The 16,719-nt window shown below is 30.4% G+C and carries 19 protein-coding genes; 4 read left to right on the top strand and 15 right to left on the bottom strand.

Going from position 1 to position 16,719, the window contains the following annotated elements:
• Position 1 precedes the first annotated feature (1 nt).
• Together aroD and Mjas_RS07585 are read right to left on the bottom strand one after the other, a co-directional pair.
• On the bottom strand, positions 2-658 hold the full coding sequence (gene aroD / locus Mjas_RS07580; protein WP_421077559.1) for a type I 3-dehydroquinate dehydratase: 657 nt from the start codon (positions 656-658) through the stop codon (positions 2-4).
• Entirely contained in the window at positions 636-893 is a 258-nt protein-coding gene (locus Mjas_RS07585; protein ID WP_421077560.1) for a hypothetical protein, read from the bottom strand. The genes aroD and Mjas_RS07585 overlap by 23 nt, the downstream gene beginning before the upstream one ends.
• Positions 894-1,160: 267 nt before the next feature.
• On the opposite strand from Mjas_RS07585, the gene Mjas_RS07590 reads away from it, so the two are divergent.
• Positions 1,161-1,301 (top strand): hypothetical protein, encoded by a 141-nt coding sequence (locus tag Mjas_RS07590; protein ID WP_421077561.1) that lies wholly within the window; start codon positions 1,161-1,163, stop codon positions 1,299-1,301.
• Positions 1,302-1,616: 315 nt separating this feature from the next.
• On the opposite strand, the gene Mjas_RS07595 is transcribed toward Mjas_RS07590, so the two are convergent.
• From Mjas_RS07595 to thiL, 9 genes are all read right to left on the bottom strand, one after another.
• Entirely contained in the window at positions 1,617-3,971 is a 2,355-nt protein-coding gene (locus Mjas_RS07595; protein WP_421077562.1) for a DEAD/DEAH box helicase, read from the bottom strand.
• 38 nt (positions 3,972-4,009) lie between these two features.
• On the bottom strand, positions 4,010-4,450 hold the full coding sequence (locus Mjas_RS07600; RefSeq protein WP_421077563.1) for an archease: 441 nt from the start codon (positions 4,448-4,450) through the stop codon (positions 4,010-4,012).
• A gap of 4 nt (positions 4,451-4,454) precedes the next feature.
• Positions 4,455-5,501, bottom strand: coding sequence for an RNA 3'-terminal phosphate cyclase (gene rtcA, locus Mjas_RS07605; protein WP_421077564.1), 1,047 nt, complete (start codon positions 5,499-5,501; stop codon positions 4,455-4,457).
• Positions 5,502-5,547: 46 nt separating this feature from the next.
• Positions 5,548-5,973 (bottom strand): hypothetical protein, encoded by a 426-nt coding sequence (locus Mjas_RS07610; protein ID WP_421077565.1) that lies wholly within the window; start codon positions 5,971-5,973, stop codon positions 5,548-5,550.
• A gap of 171 nt (positions 5,974-6,144) precedes the next feature.
• On the bottom strand, positions 6,145-6,963 hold the full coding sequence (locus Mjas_RS07615) for an NOL1/NOP2/sun family putative RNA methylase (protein WP_421077566.1): 819 nt from the start codon (positions 6,961-6,963) through the stop codon (positions 6,145-6,147).
• On the bottom strand, positions 6,944-7,429 hold the full coding sequence (artE, locus tag Mjas_RS07620; RefSeq protein WP_421077567.1) for an archaeosortase family protein ArtE: 486 nt from the start codon (positions 7,427-7,429) through the stop codon (positions 6,944-6,946). The genes Mjas_RS07615 and artE overlap by 20 nt, the downstream gene beginning before the upstream one ends.
• A gap of 9 nt (positions 7,430-7,438) precedes the next feature.
• The gene (locus tag Mjas_RS07625) at positions 7,439-8,293 is read right to left on the bottom strand and encodes an endo alpha-1,4 polygalactosaminidase (RefSeq protein ID WP_421077568.1); all 855 of its coding nucleotides are present in this window, start codon (positions 8,291-8,293) and stop codon (positions 7,439-7,441) included.
• Positions 8,290-8,820 carry a hypothetical protein gene (locus Mjas_RS07630; protein WP_421077569.1) on the bottom strand — a complete coding sequence of 177 codons (531 nt, stop codon included), beginning with the start codon at positions 8,818-8,820 and terminating at the stop codon, positions 8,290-8,292. The genes Mjas_RS07625 and Mjas_RS07630 overlap by 4 nt, the downstream gene beginning before the upstream one ends.
• Positions 8,821-8,888: 68 nt before the next feature.
• Positions 8,889-9,845, bottom strand: coding sequence for a thiamine-phosphate kinase (thiL, locus tag Mjas_RS07635; protein ID WP_421078606.1), 957 nt, complete (start codon positions 9,843-9,845; stop codon positions 8,889-8,891).
• Positions 9,846-10,095: 250 nt separating this feature from the next.
• Between thiL and Mjas_RS07640 the strand changes: the two genes are divergently transcribed.
• The gene (locus tag Mjas_RS07640) at positions 10,096-11,421 is read left to right on the top strand and encodes a B12-binding domain-containing radical SAM protein (protein WP_421077570.1); all 1,326 of its coding nucleotides are present in this window, start codon (positions 10,096-10,098) and stop codon (positions 11,419-11,421) included.
• Between the two features lie 14 nt (positions 11,422-11,435).
• Here the strand turns inward: Mjas_RS07640 and Mjas_RS07645 are convergent, their stop codons facing one another.
• Both Mjas_RS07645 and Mjas_RS07650 read right to left on the bottom strand, forming a co-directional pair.
• A complete protein-coding gene (locus Mjas_RS07645; protein WP_421077571.1) occupies positions 11,436-12,665 on the bottom strand; it encodes an ABC transporter permease in 1,230 nt (409 codons plus the stop codon).
• Positions 12,655-13,476, bottom strand: a complete 822-nt coding sequence (locus tag Mjas_RS07650) for an ABC transporter ATP-binding protein (RefSeq protein ID WP_421077572.1) — start codon at positions 13,474-13,476, stop codon at positions 12,655-12,657. Before Mjas_RS07650 ends, Mjas_RS07645 begins: the two co-directional genes overlap by 11 nt.
• Positions 13,477-13,671: 195 nt before the next feature.
• Between Mjas_RS07650 and Mjas_RS07655 the strand changes: the two genes are divergently transcribed.
• Together Mjas_RS07655 and Mjas_RS07660 are read left to right on the top strand one after the other, a co-directional pair.
• Positions 13,672-14,853: a redox-regulated ATPase YchF gene (locus Mjas_RS07655; protein ID WP_421077573.1), complete on the top strand. Its 1,182-nt coding sequence runs from the start codon at positions 13,672-13,674 to the stop codon at positions 14,851-14,853.
• A gap of 73 nt (positions 14,854-14,926) precedes the next feature.
• Positions 14,927-15,223 (top strand): hypothetical protein, encoded by a 297-nt coding sequence (locus Mjas_RS07660; protein WP_421078607.1) that lies wholly within the window; start codon positions 14,927-14,929, stop codon positions 15,221-15,223.
• Between the two features lie 42 nt (positions 15,224-15,265).
• Here the strand turns inward: Mjas_RS07660 and Mjas_RS07665 are convergent, their stop codons facing one another.
• On the bottom strand, positions 15,266-15,736 hold the full coding sequence (locus Mjas_RS07665; RefSeq protein WP_421077574.1) for a YkgJ family cysteine cluster protein: 471 nt from the start codon (positions 15,734-15,736) through the stop codon (positions 15,266-15,268).
• 158 nt (positions 15,737-15,894) lie between these two features.
• The gene (locus tag Mjas_RS07670; protein ID WP_421077575.1) at positions 15,895-16,716 is read right to left on the bottom strand and encodes a phosphatase PAP2 family protein; all 822 of its coding nucleotides are present in this window, start codon (positions 16,714-16,716) and stop codon (positions 15,895-15,897) included.
• Between the last annotated feature and the right edge of the window lie 3 nt (positions 16,717-16,719).

The raw sequence follows: 16,719 nt of genomic DNA on the forward strand, positions 1-16,719 counted from the left end.
TTTATTTCAAGAGCTCCCATATTTTCTTCAACTTAACAACATCAACTTGCCCAGGTGCCGAGCTCCTACCTTCCATAGATGAGAATGTTAAAATGCTACCAAAATCAACCCCTAAAATTCTTGTTAATTTGCCCTCTTCACCCATACCTATACCTATTATTTTGCCTTCAAACTCATTTACAATCCTTAAAATATTCAAAACATCCTTTTTTGATTTCGCCATTGTGGCAAACTTTGCAATATCTCCTATTTCAAGTTCTCTTTTAACGATTTGTAGGAGCTCACCATAATCTGGTGTTTTTTCAAAATCGTGATACGATACGATAATTTTAGTTTCTGAGTTTATGCTGTTTCTAAATTCAACAAGTTCCTTATTTTTTTCTTCTTTTAATTCAATATCTATGAATTTTACATTATTTTCAATTGCCGTTTTATATAATTCCATCCTTTTGTCGTTATCTCCGGTATATTCTCCTCCTTCCCAATCTGCCCTTATTGTGATAATTGACGGATATTTTGCCATTTTTGCTATGTCCTCTTTATCTACGCTTTCAAGCATATCAACTCTAAATTCCACAATATCGGCAACTTTTAAGGCATTTTCTGCACTTTTTAAAGCATCATCCACATTTTTATCAATTACTGGAATGCAAATCATGATTATCGCCTCTTTCAGTTAATATATTTTTTAGACCGTTCAATCCAAGAACATAATCAACATCCTTATATTTATCAAACAACACATACATTGGGATATTATTTATTTCTACTATTTTTTTATTTCCCTTTTTTATAATTTTAACTCGCTCGTAGGGGTGAAAAGTGCCATCTATCTTGATACCATTTTGGTAAAATCTCAATTTTGTTGGAATTAATTCAATAATGATGAACAAAAATATTCCATATATCAAAAGAATATACACGCACGTTGGAATAGTTATATATTTATTTAATTGAAGGAAAAATGCCGTTTAAAACTGTTTAGTTTTTTGTGAGTATTTGTAAGTGTATAGGGGCATTTAGTTTTCGAAATGTTTATATAGTATTTTCATGCATAGTTTATAGTGTCAATCTAATCAACCCCAAGACTTTCCTAAACCTCTTTTAAACACATTAAAACAACCAAAATTATCAAATTATTAGGCGGAGTTGGGGTTCCCGTGACTGGGGTGAAGGTCGATGATTTACTCTCCGATGAACCCAGAGGAGAGTTGAGATTGATGACGCCCAAGTTCAATGTGAGCATTTACTCACCAACGCTCACATTGGACAGACCCCATAATTATACCCATGCCAATTAATAGAAAAAATCTTAATATATAAAATTTTAATGGATAAAATACCCATTTTTCCTTTAAAAATTTCCCTTCATGGATTTTATGGAGTTCTTTTTTAAATATTTTTTCAATAATTGATTTACTAATTACATACGACAGTCCAAATAAAAAAACTATAAGAAATAAAGTAAATAGCCAATAATTGTATGATGACGCAGATATTATCCACAATCCACTAATAAAGGTCATTATTCGGATTGTGAAATCTGCATATTTATCTAAATTACACCGTTTTAAATAGTAAAATAACCTCCCCATTATTTCACCCTTCTTTTTATTTTATTTCTCATACTTTTCTGTAAGAACTGCTTTTATCTTTTTCGCTGTTATTTTTCCTACTCCCTCTACTTCCATGAGCTCATCCTCAGAAGCATTCACAATGTTTTCAATAGTGCCAAATTTCATAAGTAAATTTTCAGCAGTCAGAGCTCCTACATCTGGGAAACTCTCAACTATAAATCTCTGCCTTTCTTTTAAAGACATCGGTTTTTTTCCTGTTCTTATGGCTATTGTTCGTTTAGTCCTTAATTGCTCCCTTTCAGCCATTTTTACCAATATATTTGCTGTCTCCTCTGCATCCTTTGAAAACATTACTGGAATATTAAAATCGAGCATTATGGAAATTACCGCACCATTTACTATTTTTTCAGATAATCGGAAATAATTGTCCCCTTCTATGATTAAAATAGGTCTTTCATATTTTTTCAAATCCTTCAATTGTTTGAATAATCTTTTATCTATTATAGAGCTCTCAAAATCCTCTGCGGTTTTTCGTTCTACAATTACCCTATCGCTTAGTATATAGTCCCCATTTTCAAGATTTTTGAATTCCAGCTCTGCTTTATCGAATAAATACCTACTTACAATTTTTTCTCTGTTATCCACCACTATTTTTATAGGTTTTTGAGCATTTGTATTTTTAATTTCAAATTCCGTATTTTTTAAATCTTCTTTTTTATCCCCTTCACATTTAATTTTTTCTTCTTTTTCTTCATCTCCTTTAATTTCTTCCTTAATTATATTATCTTCTTTTTCTTTTTTCTCTTTTTTATCTTCCCCATTTTCTTTATTTAAAAGATAATCAAGTGTATTTTTATCCTCAATAATGTATTTATCCCTGTTCCGTTCTTCAAGTTTTTCATTTAATATTCTTTGCATATCCTTTAAAAGACGCTTCATTTTTCTTTCCTTATTTATCGCAGACCAATAATATCCTTCATCCCTGCTATCCTTTGTAATTAGAATAATGCACTCTCCACCTTCACCTCTCGAAGCTCTACCCCTTCTCTGTATAAACCTTACCTCAGAAGGCACAGGCTCGTAGAATATTACATAATTTACGCTCATAATGTCAATACCTTCCTCAGATACGCTGGTGGATACTAAAACATTTATATTGTCGTCATTTTTGAATTTTTCAACTGCCTCAACCTGTTTCTTTTGAGACATCCCTTTTCCATCCTTATTCGACTGCCCAACAAATGGTATTGCATTTATTCCCTTTGAATTAAGAACATTTACAATTTTATCAACCGTATCCCTATACTGTGCAAATATAATTATTTTTTCTTTATTTCCGCTTTCATTATTTTTATTTAAAATATTATTTACAATCTCAATGAGTTTTTCCATCTTTGGATGCTCAATTTCGGAAGTCCTTAGCTTATACACTGCCTTTAAAACCTTGGCATCCCTTACAATAGCCTTTGCAGATTTTGTATTTTGACTTCCCAATCTTTCATAGTAGTTTAAAAATGCCTCCTTCCCTTGACATTCCAATGTCTCAATGGCATAATCCAGTTTTATAGCCTCGGAAGCTATTTTTATGAGCTCATACTTTGAACTATCGGGAATTGTCATAATTTTCTTTTGAAGCATTAGGAGCTCCGATTTATTTACATTCATAGAGTAAATTATTTTATTATCTCTCAGCACTTTCAACCTTTCTTTAAAGGCATTTTTAAGTAAATTAATACATTCCCCATATTCCTTTGGGAGCTCCACTTTTACAGGTCTAAGTTTAACAGTTTTTATATACTCCCTTACATCTGCATCATCGTAGGTTCTTATTTCCACATGCTCGATTCCCAAATTTTCGCATATTTCAAGTATCTTATCAATATTTGACCCGGGGGAAGCAGTTAATCCAAGAACATGTGCCTTATTTCTGAATACCGATGCTACAAATGTATAGGAATGGTTTCCAGTTGTATGGTGTGCCTCATCTGCAATAAGAAGCACAAAATCATCGGTATTAATTCTATTTGCTACAATATCGTTTTCCACAATCTGCGGAGTGGCAATAAATATCTTTCCTTCTTCCCAAAGCTTTTTCCTCTTTGTTGGTGCTATTTTTCCAGTTAAAATTATTATTTTATCCTCATCAATATTTAAAAAAGTTTTTAAACTGTTGTAATGCTGTTCCACCAATGGACGAGACGGAGCAACAATTAAAACCTTCCCATCCTTTTTTGAAAGCATTCCCGCAATTGTTAGAGTAGCAACCGCAGTTTTTCCAAGTCCAGTCCCCAAAACACATAGAGTGTTCTTTTTTAAAGCATTTGCCACAATTATTTGCTGATATAATCGTGATTCCATGGTGTTTGGTTTTATAAGTGGGTGATTGATATACATGAGCTCACCAAGGTATAATAATATCATAAGTATAATTATTATAAATCAACAATATACTTTATAACATACTCATCATTTTCCTTTTTAATTTCCATTTTATGGTATGTAATTGCCTTTACCTCTTCCTTAGGTTCGTGCTTTTCTTTATCCAGTTCTTCGCCGTAAGCTACGCATTTTAAAATATATTCTTCTTCATTTTCATTTTCCGTTCTGTTTTTTTTATGTATTTTAATATCAAAATCTGAGAATATTAAATACTCGCTGTCCAAGATTATTAGGAGCTCCGTTAAAAAATCATAAAGCAAACTGTATAAATCCTCTGAACTGATTTCAATTTCCCTTTTAATTCTTTTTTCAACAGTACCTATATTTACCATTAGATTAGATAGTGCTTTTGCAGATTCCTCAAATGCCTCTTCAAGTGTTTTTCCTCTGGCAATAACGCCCATATCTGCCATAGTTTCAAAGTATTCAAACATTTTTTCACCTATATTGTGCTATATTTATCATATCGCATTTTATTAAATATCCCTTGCAGTTATTTTTATTATATTCCAAAATATCAAATTTCACATCTAAAAAGCTTTCAACAACATATATATTTGTTAAAGTATGGTTTGTAATCTCCGAAACTCCAACGGTAGATTTGGAATAATATAAAAAAGGTATTATCTGGTCTCCCATGTATTTATCAAGTGCCATACCAGTTTTCAACTCCTTTAAAAGATTTTCTACCGCAATCTTTCCAACCATCTCAGACCTTAAACCCTTCTCGCCTAAACAGTGAGCTCCTATTGTTCCACATTTTAAAAATATCCCAACACCAGTGGAAAGACCTTTTGTATTTTCTATTTTTATATTTGGTGTAAATTTATTCTTCATAAGCAAATCTATTGCTGATTTTCTAATTCTTCTTGGAATATTCCCATCCAAATTCTGATTAAAAACTATCCCTTCCACAAATTTGCTTTTATCGTGTTCTATTAAATCCACAGATTTTAATGTTGAAGGATTTAGTTTTAATTTAACTTCCCCGCCCCCTTCTGGATAGAATCCCCTTTTAATTATATCAATACTACCACAGTATCCCATTTTACCCAAAATATCCAGTGTAATACTTTTAATATAGTCAATTGGCGGAGCATTTTTCACATCAGTTCCACCTTTTATGGTTATATTTACTGGCTTATCTATTACAAGACCCAAAGGCAAAAGTGTTTGGATTACCAAAGAAACACTACCGGCTGTTCCAACATCTAATTTAAAATCTTTTGGAGATATTTTTTTAGGATAAAATTCCAATGTCTCAGAACCTACTTTTAATCCTTCTACCTCAGCATTGCACAGTTTTTTAACTGCCTTAACACATGCAACATGTTGATGAGCAAGCCCCGCATTTCTTCGTTTTTTTCTTATATTTGCTATTTTAACTGGCTTTTGTGTTATTGCAGATAATGAAACCGCTGTTCTAACAATTTGACCGCCACCTTCTAAATAACTACCATCAATAATAACCACGTCTTTATTCAAAAAATCACCTTAATAATGTATATCTTAATATTTCATAATATTCTTTCTAATCATCTTTTTTCAATAATCTTTTTATTATAAAGCTAATGGTATCGAGCTCATCATTAGATATTTCCTCAGATTTTATAACATTTAAAATTTTATGAATTTTTAAATAATTTTTCTTATAAACTTCAAAAATTTTTTCAGAGTTTTCCGTCAATTTATAAATCTTTTTTTCTTTTCCTGTTTTTGTTTTTTCAATAGATTTAACCTCTAAACAATTTAATTTTTTTAGTTCCTTTAATGCATTACTTATGGTTTGTTCTTTGACATAATGAGCATAATGATTTTCAATATCAATAGATTTTAGATTTTTAATATTTTGATTGAGTTTTTTTGTAATATTGTATATGGTTAATTCATCCCCTTTATTGCCAAGAGTCAGTATATATTCCATTATTTTTAATTTATCATGAACTTTTTTTGGCATTACCTATCTCCCCTTTTAAAATAAACTTCAAAATAAAATGCTGGATTTTTTGAATATGTCTTTATATATTTCATAAGTTTAGTATATGTTAGAACTTAAAAGGGGTGAGACAGTGGCAGCTCCAAGAAAACCAAAAAATCCAAAAAAATAATTATTAATCTTTAAATTACTTTAATTTTTAATTTTTCTAAGTTTTGCTATAAAGAATGGTTCATTTGGGGGAACAACCTTTAAAGTTCCCCTCACTTTCCCCTCAATTACACTGATTCCTTTTAAATTGTTCTTAAATTCACCAACATCTACTAATTCAATATCCCTTCTAGTATTTAATATGTATTCAATTACATCCTCATTCTCTTCAATCTCTGGTGAGCAGGTGCTATATACAATTTCTCCGCCTTCTTTTAACATATCGATACCAACATTTAGCATATTTTTTTGCCTAAGGGCACAATATCTTATGTCTCTTTTGCTAACAACCCTATTTTTATCTTTTATAGGATTTCCAGTGCATGGGGCATCTAGAAGTATTTTATCAAAAAGCATATTAAATTTTTTTAGCCTCAGTGCGTCCATATTTAATAATATGGTATTTGTAATACCCATTCTGTAAATATTAGATTTTAAACTTCTCATTCTTTTTCTATTTAACTCATTTGCCACTACAACCCCTTTGTTGTTCATTAACTGGGATAAATGAGTTGTTTTCCCGCCGGGAGCTGAGCACATATCAAGAACAACATCATTTTCAGAAGGATTTAACACCAATGGCGGAATTGTAGATGATATGCTTTGTAGATAGTAATATCCAAATAAATACTCCGGTGTAGCACCCATTGAAAAAGGAGCTCCTTTAACCTTAAACATATAATCTAAAAATGTATTCTCCAACTTTACTCCTTTGCTCTTTAATCTACCTTTTAACTCTTTTGGAGTTATTTTTAAAGTATTAACTCTAATATATTGTGTTTCAACTGTTGATATTGTCATTATTTTCCCTCATTTTATCCAGTATTTTTAAATAAATTATAGAAGCCATTACGGTCATAATTGGAACAGTGATGTATCCAACTATATCATGTATAATATAAACCTTATCAACAAATAACATTCCAAGAGCTCCGACTAATACTATCCTTAAAATGTTTCCGAAATAAACTAATGCGGATAATGGCAGTCCAATAACTACCTCTTTAATATTCCTTGATAAAGCGAATACTAATGCCAAATATATTGCAACCAATTCAAAACCCGTGCATCCACTTATTACTTCTATCTTTAAATTATTTAAATAAATGTAGCACCCATTGTATGAAGCATCAGTAAATAAATTTAAAATTAAATAACTTTGGTATGCCACAGGATTTATTAATTTAGCTCCTAATGGTTCCAAAATTAAAAACAGAACAATACAATAAAAGAAAAATTTAATTAAAAAAATATTTTTACTGTTCATTATTTCACTTTATATTTTGTTAAGATAGATATCTGTTGTAGTCATAGGGATAAATCCATAATTATTAGAATGGACAATACATTTTTCTGACATTTTTTCATCATTCACATAATCCAATGTAAGAACGATAATACCATATTTATCTTTTAAGTATTTTAAGTTATTTGCTTGATTATTAACCCATTTTAAATCGTTATTTTCCCAGAAGTGTGCTTTTTTGTGTTTAAAATCATAAGTTGTAGTAAAATCCTCAAACAATACTCCATTAATATATGGTGCGGTTTTATCCACAATTTCAAATCCCCTATTTTGTATAATTATTAAATTTGGATTTTTTTCCCTAATCTCCTTAATTAATAAAATCGTTTCATCATTTTGATTTGAATATATTGCACTATCTACTGTATCTAAGAATACTCCATCGAATCCCATATTTTTAAACTTTGTGATTTCGTTCAATAGTATATTATGCCATTTTGGTGATTTAATATTTATATAATAAGAACCCCAATTTTGATTTTTTCCTATTGATATATCTTTAACATCATTATAATATGGACGAGATTTGCTAACTTCACCAATACTTAAATATGCAATAACTTTTATGTTTGGATTTAATGATTTTAATTTTTGAATGTCATCTTTTTTATAATTATATGGTTCAATAATAATTAAATCATATTTTGAAAGTTTTTCTATATTGTTTGAGCCATAATAAACCCAAAAATTGTTGATATTTAAGTTATTTTTTATATTTGGTTTATCATTAGTTCCATCATTTGTATCATAGATAGTATCTTTTGAATTATTTAAACATCCACAAAATAAAACTAAAAATAAAAAAATAGGTATGATTTTTTTCATTTTCCCACCCTTTTTAAAGTGAGTAATGGGATTGTTATTAATGTTATAATTAAAGCACTTAATGGAATTGGAGTTTTCGCTGTTTGATTAGATTCCGTTTGATGAGAACCAAAATCTGATTCTAAAATTCCTCCAAAATGCATTAATTCGCCATCTTCATCCCCCCACTGATCATTTGCGGGATTATAACCTACATTGGAAGGATGTTCTCCCGAAGCATTAAATAACTCTGCATTGTATTTTACTGATTTATATCCGTTTATAGTTGTAACATTGGTATATATTCCATAACTGCCCCCTTCAAGTTTAGCCCAAATTGTAAATCTTGCATAAGGAGTTTCTTTTATGATTGGATTATCCTTAGTGTTATCTTTCCATACTTTAACTGAAAAGTTATATGGGGATGATAAAGATGTCCAATTTGCCTCAGTAATTGAATACTTAATAGTTACATCTGCATAACTTTGAGATATAAAGGCAATTACCAATATCGAAAAAATAATGGATGAAAGTTTATAGTTTCGCATAACCATCTCCCTGTGTTATTTACGCTTATATTTTTATAGCAACTAATATTTAATTTTTTTTTAATTTTTTAAATTTTCCATTTATGAACATATCCCCCAAATTTAAATTCATCACTATCGATATAATGCCCATCATCTATTACTTTTCCAATTTTTATAGATTTGGTGCTTAGCTTCCGGAGCTCATCCTCAACATCATTATATTTTTTAGTTGTAAATAGGAGCTCGAACTCTTCACCACTATTTAAAGCAACATCTATTGGATTTAAATCAAATCTATCGCAAAATTCCATCACATCCTTTGGGAGAGTATTTAAAAGTTTTTTTGATGAGATTTCAAAGTTCCCAACATAGTATAAATCCTTTCCAAGACCATCAGATATATCACAGCAGGAATTAACATATTTATTTATGGCAATCCCCTCTTTAACCCTTGCTCTTGGTTCAGATAATTTTTTTATAATATCCGAATATTCATTTAAAAGATTTTTAAAAACCCTTTTATTAATTATTCCTTTATTCTTCATTTCAATGATTTTCAATGCACAATAAACCCTTCCAACATCGTTTGTAATCGCTATATCGTCCCCCACTTCACCACCTCTATATATTGGATTATCTGTAATTCCAAAGGCAGTCCCACATAATGCCAGTTCTTTTGATTTATTCGTATCTCCTCCAACAACGGGGCATTCATATTCTTTTGCTATGAAATCCATCCCCTTTGTAAGTTCTTCTATAAATTCCTTTTTTGGATGATTAAAACCCATTGAGACTACAATTCCCAATGGTTTAGCACACATTGCCGCTATATCTGATACATTTGCCGTAATTACCCTCATACCAATTTGGAATGGTGTTAAAATCTCTGGAAAATGTGTGGATTTAAACATCATATCCGTTGTAATTGTTAAATACTGATTTCCCAATTTAAAAACCGCACAATCATCCCCAATGGTTTTTACTGCCTTTCCAGTATATTTTAAATTACTATATATTGTTTTTATGATATCCAGTTCATTCATTATATCCATGAGCTCACCTAAATTTTAAATCATCTAAATTTTAAATTTTCAATAACTATATATATTAGTAATACATAATATATTTTGGTGGATGATGACCGGAGTAGCTTCTGATTTATGATGATAGATGGGCGAGCTGACACCGCTTTTTTTAAAAGATTTAATTTTAATTTATAACTTTATAATGACTTTTATTTAGATTAATTTATTTAATTATAATAGTTATAATAATTATGATTTTGTGGTATTTATGAAAAATGTGGCACTAATTTATCCAAACAAATTTAAAGGGGGCATCTCTTGTTTAGCAATGCATATTTTACACCACCATTTAAATAAATACCATGATATAAACTGCAATATGTATTTTATCGAGAATTACAACGAAATAAAGAATAAAGATGCTATAATTATCACCTTGCAATATGAAAACGATTATTTTAATGTGGTTAAAATAATAGCTGAATTAAGGCAAAAAAACCCAAATGCTGTTTTTATAGGCGGCGGTCCATGTGCAATTGCCAATCCTCTGCCATTGAGTAGTTTTTTTGATGCCTTTGTAATTGGTGAGATTGAAGACACAGACATAATGTATGAGCTCATCCATAAAAAAACCGATTTAGATGGTGTTTATTATCCAAAACTTGATGGGACAGATAGGGAAGATTTTAGGAAAATAAAGAGAATTTATCCAAAAAAAATTACAATAGATGATTACCCAATAAATCAATTTACCCATCCATCTGGTGCATATGGGGATGCTTTTTTGTTGGAGATTGGAAGGGGATGCCCAAGAAGATGCAAGTTTTGCATGGCAAAAAACATATACTACCCACCAAGATTTAGAAAACTTGACGATTTAAAGTATCTTGTCGATGAAGGACTAAAACACACAAAAACAAATAAAATTGCGTTAATATCCCCATCTGTTGGGGATTATAAATATATAATTGATTTATGCCAGCATATAAAGGAAAAGAATGAGAACATTTCAATATCTCCATCATCACTAAGGGCAGACACTATAAAGGATGAGCTCCTAAAAATCCTTAACCTTAAAACCCTTACAATAGCACCAGAAGCTGGGAGCGAGAGATTAAGGGAATATATAAAAAAGGATATATCAAATGATGATATCTTAAATGCCGTGGAAATAGCAAAAAATAACAACATTGATAAGGTAAAATTATATTATATGGTTGGACTTCCAACAGAAACCGAAGAAGATATCGAAGAGATAATAAATTTATCCAAGGACATTAAAAAGGATTTTAGGAAGGTAGAAATAAGCGTAAATCCATTTATACCAAAACCACATACTGAATTTGAAAACGAACCATTTAATTTAGAATCAAAAAATAGCATAAAATATATTGAAAAATCCTTAAAAAAATCCAATATAAAGGTAAATTATGAAAATTTCAACTCCATGATTATTCAATGCGTTTTGTGTCGTGGTGGTGCTGAGCTCGGGGATTTAATAGAAATAGAAAATTATAATAAACCTGTGCAGTTTTTAAAGTATTTGAAAAAGAATGATATGTTGGAGAACTATCTAAGCAAATATGCGTTTTAGTCAATTAGTCTTAATTATCTACTACCCTTTATAATCTTAATTATCTTTTTTAAGTTAATCGATTCATCGTAAATCAGAGCTCCGATTCTAAATAGTTTCACAGAAATAATAAATGACAGCACCGAAAATATAAGCATAACTCCCATAGATGCCAAAACCTCCCAGAGCTCTACATGAGTAATGGACATCCTCATCAACATTATTTGCGGAGCTGTAAATGGAACATAGGAGAGAACCTTTACAATCCAATGATTAGGATTTGTAAATATGAGAGATAGCATCAATAGTGGTATCATCTGAATCATCAATATTGGGCTTATTATCTGTCCAGCATCCTTTGGATTTGTAAATAAAGATGCAATTCCACACAGGAGAGAAACATAGAACAGATATGCAAGTATAAAAAATATCACAGCAGAGAGCATTAAAGATAGTGGAACATTTATAGCATATATAAATATAATAGGAAGGGCAAACAACAGCCATATGGACATCTGAACAAATCCAAGAATGGATATTCCAAAAATCTTACCTATAATTATGTTTTTAGCATTTGTAAAGGATAGTAGAACTTCCATTATACGGTGCTGTTTTTCCTCGATTATGCTGTTTATACTGAGTCCTGAAACTGATGTAATTGCAAGATACAGTAGCATAACAAACCCTATTGGCATCATTTGAGAGAATATGTTTTCCTTTTCCTCGCCTTCTTTGCTTATACTGTATATTTCAAGGTTTAATGGTGATTTAACACGAATATATGTTTTATTATCTACTTTGTCTTTTAAAATATTTGCAAGCAGTATATCCCTCAGTGTTTCGGTAATTACTGGATTAACCGATTTTGATTTGGAATATACTGTTATTGTCCCATTATCTAAATAATCCTTTGGAATTATTATAAGAACATCTATTTTGCCATTTAATACATCGTTTTTGCCTTGTTCAATATTTTTATATTCTTTAAAACTTAATGTAATATTTTTTTGCTGAACAGCGTTGTATTTTATGGCATTATTTGGAATAGACACCCCAAAGTTATCAATATATCCTATTTTTTGATTGGTTGCGTATGATGAAAAATAGGCACTAGCCAAGGTAATTGCTACAAATATTATGGGAATAAGCACAGTCATTATAATAAATTGCTTCCTTTTTATGTTGCTTAGTATTTCGTGTTTTGCTATGGATTTTATCTTTGAAAAGTTTATTTTATTTTTATCGCCTTTATTACTACTTCCCATTATTCCACCCGCCATTCTTATCCTTTATAAATAAATCTTCCAAAGAAGTTCTCACTTCAAATTTAACAAGGTTCGATATGATGTTATTATTCTGTATCAGATTTAAAGCATCCTTATGCGCTAAATTTTTCTTTATTAATTTTCCGTTTTCGATGTATTCAACATATGCGGTTTTATTTTGACATATTTCATCTAACCGCCCGTAATGGATAGTTTTTCCTTCCTTTAAAATAAGTATTCTATCGCAAAATCTCTCTATCTTTTCAAGCTGGTGTGTGGATAGTATTATGGATTTTCCCTCATTCTTTAACTCAAATATTATATCTTTTAAAAGATTTAAATTAATCACATCAAGACCAGAAAAAGGTTCATCAAGTATTATTATGTCAGGATTGTGAATTATAGAAACTAAAAATTGGATTTTTTGCTGATTTCCTTTTGAAAGTGTTTTTATTTTGCTATTTTTGTATTTGGCAATATTCAACCTGTTCAAATAATAATCAATCCTTTTTTCAATGGTTTTATTGTCCATTCCCGATAATTCCCCAAAGAATTTTAAAACATCCTTAACTTTTTCATCCTTATAAAGCCCCCTTTCTTCTGGAAGATATCCAATTTTTCCGTTTATATAAACCTCTCCGTCGTAATTATCAACTATTCCGCTGATAATTCGTAATGTTGTAGTTTTTCCAGCTCCATTATGTCCCAATAGTCCGAATATTTCCCCGCTTTTTACATTAAATGATAAATCTTTTATTGCCATCTTTGAGCCGTAGGATTTTGAAACATTTTTTAATATGATTCTCTCCATTCTTCCACCGAATTTATATATTAAATAAATATAATGTAGATACTGATATACATGATTCTTAAATATTTTTAAATAATTTATTATCGATATATTGATGATTTTTATTTGGCTTAATATTATAATTAAAAGAGAGCGTGAAATATACATAAAATCGAAGATTTTATATTTTTTCACTAAAAGAAAGAGCGTGAAAACATGGCAATATTAGGACTTGTAGGAAAACCAAATGTGGGAAAATCAACTTTATTCAACGCAATGACAGAAAAAGTGGCAGACATTGGAAATTACCCATTTACAACAATAAATCCAAACATTGGAACATCCTTTGTGAGCTCACCCTGTCCATGTAAAGAATTAAACATCCAATGCAACCCAAATAATTCAAAATGTATTGATGGAATAAGATACATTCCTGTTGAAATAATAGATGTTGCTGGGCTCGTTCCAGAAGCTCATAAAGGAAAAGGTATGGGAAACAAATTTTTAGATGATTTGAGACAAGCTGATGCTTTTATTGTAGTTGTTGATGCAAGTGGTAAAACAGATTTAGAAGGAAATCCTGCTGAAAATCACGACCCAACCGAAGATGTTAAATTTTTATTGGATGAGCTCGACATGTGGATTTATGGAATTTTAACTAAAAACTGGGATAAGTTATCGAGAAAGGCACAACAGCAAAAAAACACTTCAAAGATAATCTCTGAACAGTTAAGCGGGCTCAATATCTCAGAAGAACAGGTGGAAAATGCCATTCGTAATTTAGACGACAGCCCTATAAAATGGACTGATGATGACCTTTTATATTTGGCAAAAACTCTCAGAAAGCTTTCAAAACCTATGATTATAGCCGCAAATAAAGCAGACCATCCCGATGCAGAAGAGAATATCAAAAAATTAAGGGAAGAATTTAAGGATTACATTGTAATACCAACATCAGCAGAGATAGAACTGGCATTGAAGAGAGCAGAAAAGGCGGGAATTATCAAATACGATAGAACTAAAAATGATTTTGAAATAATAAATGAATCATTAAATGACGCACAGAAAAACGCCTTAAACTACATGAAAGAATACTTAAAAAAACATAATGGAACAGGCATACAGGAGCTCCTAAACAGAGCATACTTTGACCTATTGGATATGATTGTTGTATATCCCGTGGAAGATGAAAACAAATACTGCGATAAAAAAGGAAATGTTCTTCCAGATGCCTATTTGGTAAAAAAAGGAACCACTGCAAAGGATTTGGCATTTAAAATACATACAGACATAGGAAATAAATTTATATATGCCGTTGATGCAAGAAAGAAAATAAGAATTGGTGCAGACCAAGAGTTGAAGGATGGAGATATAATAAAAATCGTATCTGCGGCTTAATATTAATTATTAATTATATATTATTTACGGTGATATAATGGAAAATGAAGCAAATAAAGAAATAATCGAAAATATGAAGTGCCCAATATGTGGTGGAGATGACTGCATAAAAAAATCTGCTGTCGAGCTCTACCTCAACATGATAAAAATGTTCTTCAAATACCAAGATAAAGACAGCGATATAACTTATAGAAAATACCCAACAGTTGGGGAAATAGGAGAGTGCAAAAAAACATTTAAAAGAATATGGCTTTGCCCATACTGTAAAAAACCATTTGAATCAAACTACGAACTGGGAAAGGTCGTGGTCAAATGTCCGCACTGTGATGAAACATTATGTATTCCAGTTTCAAACAGAACCTTTTGCTAATCTATTTTTTAAAATAAAATAAATAAAATGAAAATAAAACATTTATTTTTTCCTTTTTTTAATGACCTTATCAAATAACTCATCAGGAGTAGGTTTTTCCGCCCCTAGGTATTTAACAACAAGGGAGCCGTATTTTAAATACTCCTCTTCAACAGGTAAATCCCCAACGAATAATCCGGGGCAATTATTTAAAAACCATCCATCATAAGTTAATACCAATTTTCCATTTTTCAGCTGTGGAGAATATGGTCTTAATCTGCAAATTAGCGGTCTTACTTTGTATATGGAGCATTTATTATTTTTTAAAAATACGCATTTACCTTTAATTTCTTTCAACTCGCCGTATGTTCCATCAAAATATGTTAAATATTTTTTAACCGTTTCTTCAAATGGTATTTTTAAATAACCGCTTATATTTGCTATATCCTTTTTTGTTATTGTTGGGGAATCACAGCATTTTCCACACATTCTGCATGTCCATGCTATTCCTTTTGTATCTGCCTTAATTTTCATGTTTTCACTTTTTAAATAGTAGTTGCGAATTTTTCTTATTTTTCCTTTTTTATTTTTGACTAATATTGATTAATTTTGTAATTTAATGAAATTCTTTTTAAGTTTTATAAGTTCGAAAGACCTCCGGTTTCCTGAATGGTGATTATGTAAAAAACCTTTTAAGTTTTAGGTTTTTGTTGCTCACCTACTTTATAAGCAAGTTGAAAATCGCTTCGATAACCAATTCCTTCGGAATTTATTCCAGTCGGTGAGTCCAAATGATTGGCTTTGATTTCGGTAGTAGTATTTTTTTCACATATTCTTGCACATACGCCATAATGCCCCGATAAATAGTTAAGTGCATTGTGTATTTTTAAATGAATATTTTTAGGAAGTCGATATAGAATATATGCAAATATTACCCCAGTAATTACATCAACAATCCAGTGCTGTCCCATAAATAGGGTCGAAATTGGTATTAATATACCCAGTGCATAGAACAAATACCTTATTTTGCTTTTTTCATCTTTAAAATGCAGTGCCATGAGAACAGAGTATGCAGTATGCAGGGAAGGAATTTCATAAGTAGGTTTTGTAAATATCCACAAGTAAGGAGTATTTACTAAATCCTGTGCAACACCAACTTGGAATGGAGATTGAACTATAAAAAATGTATAAATTAACCCTGCTATGAGCCATCCAAGTGCAATATCTATTAAAATTATATCTGCTTTTAGATAATTCTTTTTTATAATCAAATAATAGCCGATTCCTCCAACTACGCAAATTGTAAATAAATACATATAAACTATTCTAAAAAATTCCACTATCCAATATGGTGATGTTTGAAGAATATGATAAAATTTAGCATTGCATAAGGGAATATAATGCAAATAATTGGTAAAATCAAAGGGGGTAATTATTTGGGAATACCACATTAATCCCCCCCACATAATATAGGCAATAGGGTATGTAATTAATCTTATTTTTATCATTTTCATAAT

The organism is Methanothermococcus jasoni, from assembly GCF_049075655.1.
In the GTDB taxonomy this organism is placed as follows: domain Archaea; phylum AGJL01; class Methanococci; order Methanococcales; family Methanococcaceae; genus Methanofervidicoccus.